The sequence below is a fragment of the Acinetobacter lwoffii genome (genome assembly GCF_024129685.1).
Classification (GTDB): domain Bacteria; phylum Pseudomonadota; class Gammaproteobacteria; order Pseudomonadales; family Moraxellaceae; genus Acinetobacter; species Acinetobacter lwoffii_X.
In genome coordinates this window covers 1-3,594 of sequence record NZ_JAMXXL010000062.1, presented here as the reverse complement: position 1 = coordinate 3,594, position 3,594 = coordinate 1, and the positions used below count along the sequence as shown (strand labels likewise).

2 protein-coding genes are annotated in these 3,594 nt (G+C 40.7%); both read left to right on the top strand.

Translation table 11 applies throughout. The features are described from left to right. The first annotated feature begins 328 nt into the window (after positions 1-328). Positions 329-1,693: an MFS transporter gene (locus NI464_RS15605; RefSeq protein WP_005094821.1), complete on the top strand. Its 1,365-nt coding sequence runs from the start codon at positions 329-331 to the stop codon at positions 1,691-1,693. Between the two features lie 343 nt (positions 1,694-2,036). After that, the gene (locus NI464_RS15600; protein WP_004647700.1) at positions 2,037-3,386 is read left to right on the top strand and encodes an aromatic acid/H+ symport family MFS transporter; all 1,350 of its coding nucleotides are present in this window, start codon (positions 2,037-2,039) and stop codon (positions 3,384-3,386) included. Positions 3,387-3,594 lie beyond the last annotated feature (208 nt).

The following is a 3,594-nucleotide window of genomic DNA, read 5'->3' as shown; positions in this document are numbered from 1 at the left end:
TAGTGTGGGGTTACCCATGTGAGAGTAAGTCATCGCCAGCTCATTATTCGAAATCCCCCTCCGCCAAGGCAGAGGGGGATTTTTTTATGCGTGGGGTTTTGGTCAAATAGCTCTTGGAATTGTTGAATATTGATTAAAAACTAGACTCATGGGTTTAGATTTTTAAGGAATAAGTAAGACTTTAGTCGGATATTGCATGAAAAGTAGCTGTGTTGAACTAAGTTGTTGCGAAGACATGGCGATAAGAATCATTAAAAATAATAAATAAGAGTTAGGGTCATGTGTCGTGCTGAAAACAACGAAAAAAACTCACAGGAGGTGAGTAAAAATGGCAGAAAACATGAAGCGAGTAGCGAACACGGTAAGTGTGAATGATGTGATTGATCAGGCAAAATTCACTAAATTTCACTTAAGCATTGTATTATGGTGTTTGTTTATTGTCCTATTTGACGGATATGATTTAGCAATTAACGGTGTCGTTCTGCCTCTACTTATGCAAGAGTGGGGCATGAGTGCTGTTCAAGCAGGCATGCTTGCAAGTACAGCACTCGCTGGCATGATGTTTGGAGCCATGCTGTTTGGGATGCTTGCAGACAAAATTGGTCGTAAAAAAGTTATCTTGATTTGTGTTTCTTTATTTAGTGCTTTTACATTTTTAGGTGGATTTACCACTAATCCAACAGAATTTGGTATTTTACGTTTTATTGCTGGTTTAGGGATTGGTGGTGTATTACCAAACTTAGTCGCTTTAACGTCTGAATATGCACCTAAACGTTTAAAAAGCACACTGGTAACCACCATGTTTAGTGGTTATGCGGTGGGCGGTATTATGGCTGCATTATGCGGTACATGGTTTACACCAAGTTTTGGTTGGGAAATTATGTTCTTCATTGCAGGTATTCCATTACTTTTTGTTCCATTTTTTTGGAAGTTCTTACCTGAGTCTTTAACTTTCCTAGTTAAAGAACAAAAAGTGAATGAAGCACGTCGTTTTATAAAGCAAGTCGAGCCAACTGCAGACATACAAGAAGATACTGAACTGGTTCTAGCTAGCGCTGATCAGACCCAAAGTGCATCAGTAAAAGCTTTATTTACAGAAAATCGTGCCACAGGAACATTCTTATTTTGGATTGCTTTCTTTATGTGCTTACTCATGCTTTACGCACTTGGAAGCTGGCTACCAAAACTGATGATGGCAGCGGGATATTCTTTAGGTAGCAGTTTAATGTTCTTATTAGCACTGAATATTGGTGCCGTGATCGGAACCATTAGCGGTGGTATTTTGGCAGACCGTTTTGACTTTAAACCTGTTCTTATGAGTATGTTAACTGTCGGTGTACTATCTTTGGTTGGTTTGGGCTTTAATTCTCCAACCCCTGTTATTTATTTACTTGTGAGTTTAGCAGGTGCCTCATCTATTGGTACCAGTATCTTGTTATATAGCTATGTTGCTCAATACTATCCTGTTGCAGTACGTTCTACTGGTATTGGTTGGGCTTCTGCTGTAGGGCGTACAGGTGCAATTGTTGGCCCAATCGTGATTGGTATGCTGCTTGGTATGGAGTTACCACATAAATGGAACTTTATCGCGGTAGCAATGCCAGGTATTATTGGTATCATCGCTATTTCAATGATTCGTAAGCCACAACCTGGTCGCGTGATGGTGAAAAAATTAAAAACAGCCAAAATTTAAACTCTCGTAATTAACCTACTCAGTTAAAAAAGCTCCTTACTTAAAGGGGCTTTTTCATATCTTTAGTATGAAATTAAATCAATATTCAATTGGTCAAAAGAATAAGCGGATTAATAGAGCTTAAATATTGGGCGAATTAAAAAATAAACATCAATTATTCAAAAGTTTATATTAATAATAGTGTGACATATCACGCAAATAAATGACATTTCCGAGAGCATAGCAGAATATCAATTAGTCTTATTGTGCCTTAAATCCCGCTTGCGTATATTGCCTGACATTGAAGATTGACTTCAGTCTTCAACAAGATGTTATGGACAAGTACTCATGGGAGATGAGAACGATGACAACGGAAAAAATAGATGTAAATTCTGTAGTCGATAATGCGAAATTCACGCCTTTCCACTTCAATGTAGTTGCTTGGTGTTTACTCATTATCTTATTTGATGGCTACGATCTCGCAATCAATGGTGTAGTTTTACCGTTATTGATGCAAGACTGGGGCTTAAGTGCAGTGCAGGCTGGAATGCTTGCAAGTACCGCACTGGCCGGCATGATGTTTGGTGCGATGATCTTTGGTTCCCTCGCGGACAAGATCGGTCGTAAGAAAGTGATCATGATCTGTATTGTATTATTTAGTGGTTTAACTTTTGCCGGCGGCTTTGCTTCAAACCCAACCGAATTCGGTATTTTACGTTTCCTTGCTGGTCTTGGTATTGGTGGCGTAATGCCAAACCTGGTGGCATTGACTTCGGAATATGCCCCACAAAAAATGCGTAGTACGCTGGTGACCACCATGTTTAGTGGTTATGCGGTCGGTGGCGTAATGGCTGCGTTATTGGGTTCATGGTTTACCCCAAGTTTTGGTTGGCAAATCATGTTCTTTATCGCGGGTATTCCACTGTTTTTATTACCAGTGATCTGGAAATTCCTGCCTGAGTCGCTCGCATTTATTGTGAAACAGAACAAGCAGCCAGAAGCTCGTCGTATTGTACGTCGCTTGGCGCCAAATCTGACAGTTACCGAGAACACAACTTTCACTTTGCCACAGGAAAATGTGCCTGAAGCAGCCAACGTGGTGAGTTTGTTCCGTCGTGGTCGTGCGGTCAATACTTTACTGTTCTGGGTCGCGTTCTTCACTTGTCTGTTAACCATGTATGCACTGAGCAGCTGGTTACCGAAGTTGATGATGGCAGCAGGCTACTCGATGGACAACAGCTTGATGTTCATGATGGTAATGAACGTTGGTGCGGTTGTGGGTATTGTCGGTGGTGGTATTCTTGCGGATCGTTTCCACCTGAAACCGGTACTGATGTTCCTGGGTATGATGGGTGCGATTGTGATGAGCTCAATGGGCTTTGCATCTAACCAATTCTTACTTTACATCCTGGTATTCCTGGCGGGTGCAGCGTCGATTGGTTCACAAATGTTGCTATATAGCTATGTTGCGCAGTTCTACCCACTTGCAGTACGTTCGACAGGTATTGGCTGGTCTTCTGCGATCGGTCGTATGGGCGCGATTGTAGGGCCGATCCTGATTGGTGGCTTACTGGGAATGAACCTGCCTGCTTACTTCAACTTTATGGCAGTCGGTTTGCCGGTTCTGATTACTGCAATTGCGGTTGCGTTGATCATGCATGACAATGAGTCTGAAAAAATTGGTTCAATTGAACCCGCAGTGTCTAAAGCTTAAAGCTAAGTTTTTAAATAAGAAGCCTCCGAAAGTGGGCTTTTATTTATATACTTAATTTAAGTATTTTCTAAGTTATTGATATATTAAAAAATAAATTATATATTTATAGAAAATTATGGCTTTGTTGCACAAAGATTTAAAATTAAAGCTACTCTGAGCTAGTCAAATTTAAGACACAACTCGGGTATGAGGTCGGCCTAATTCCGTA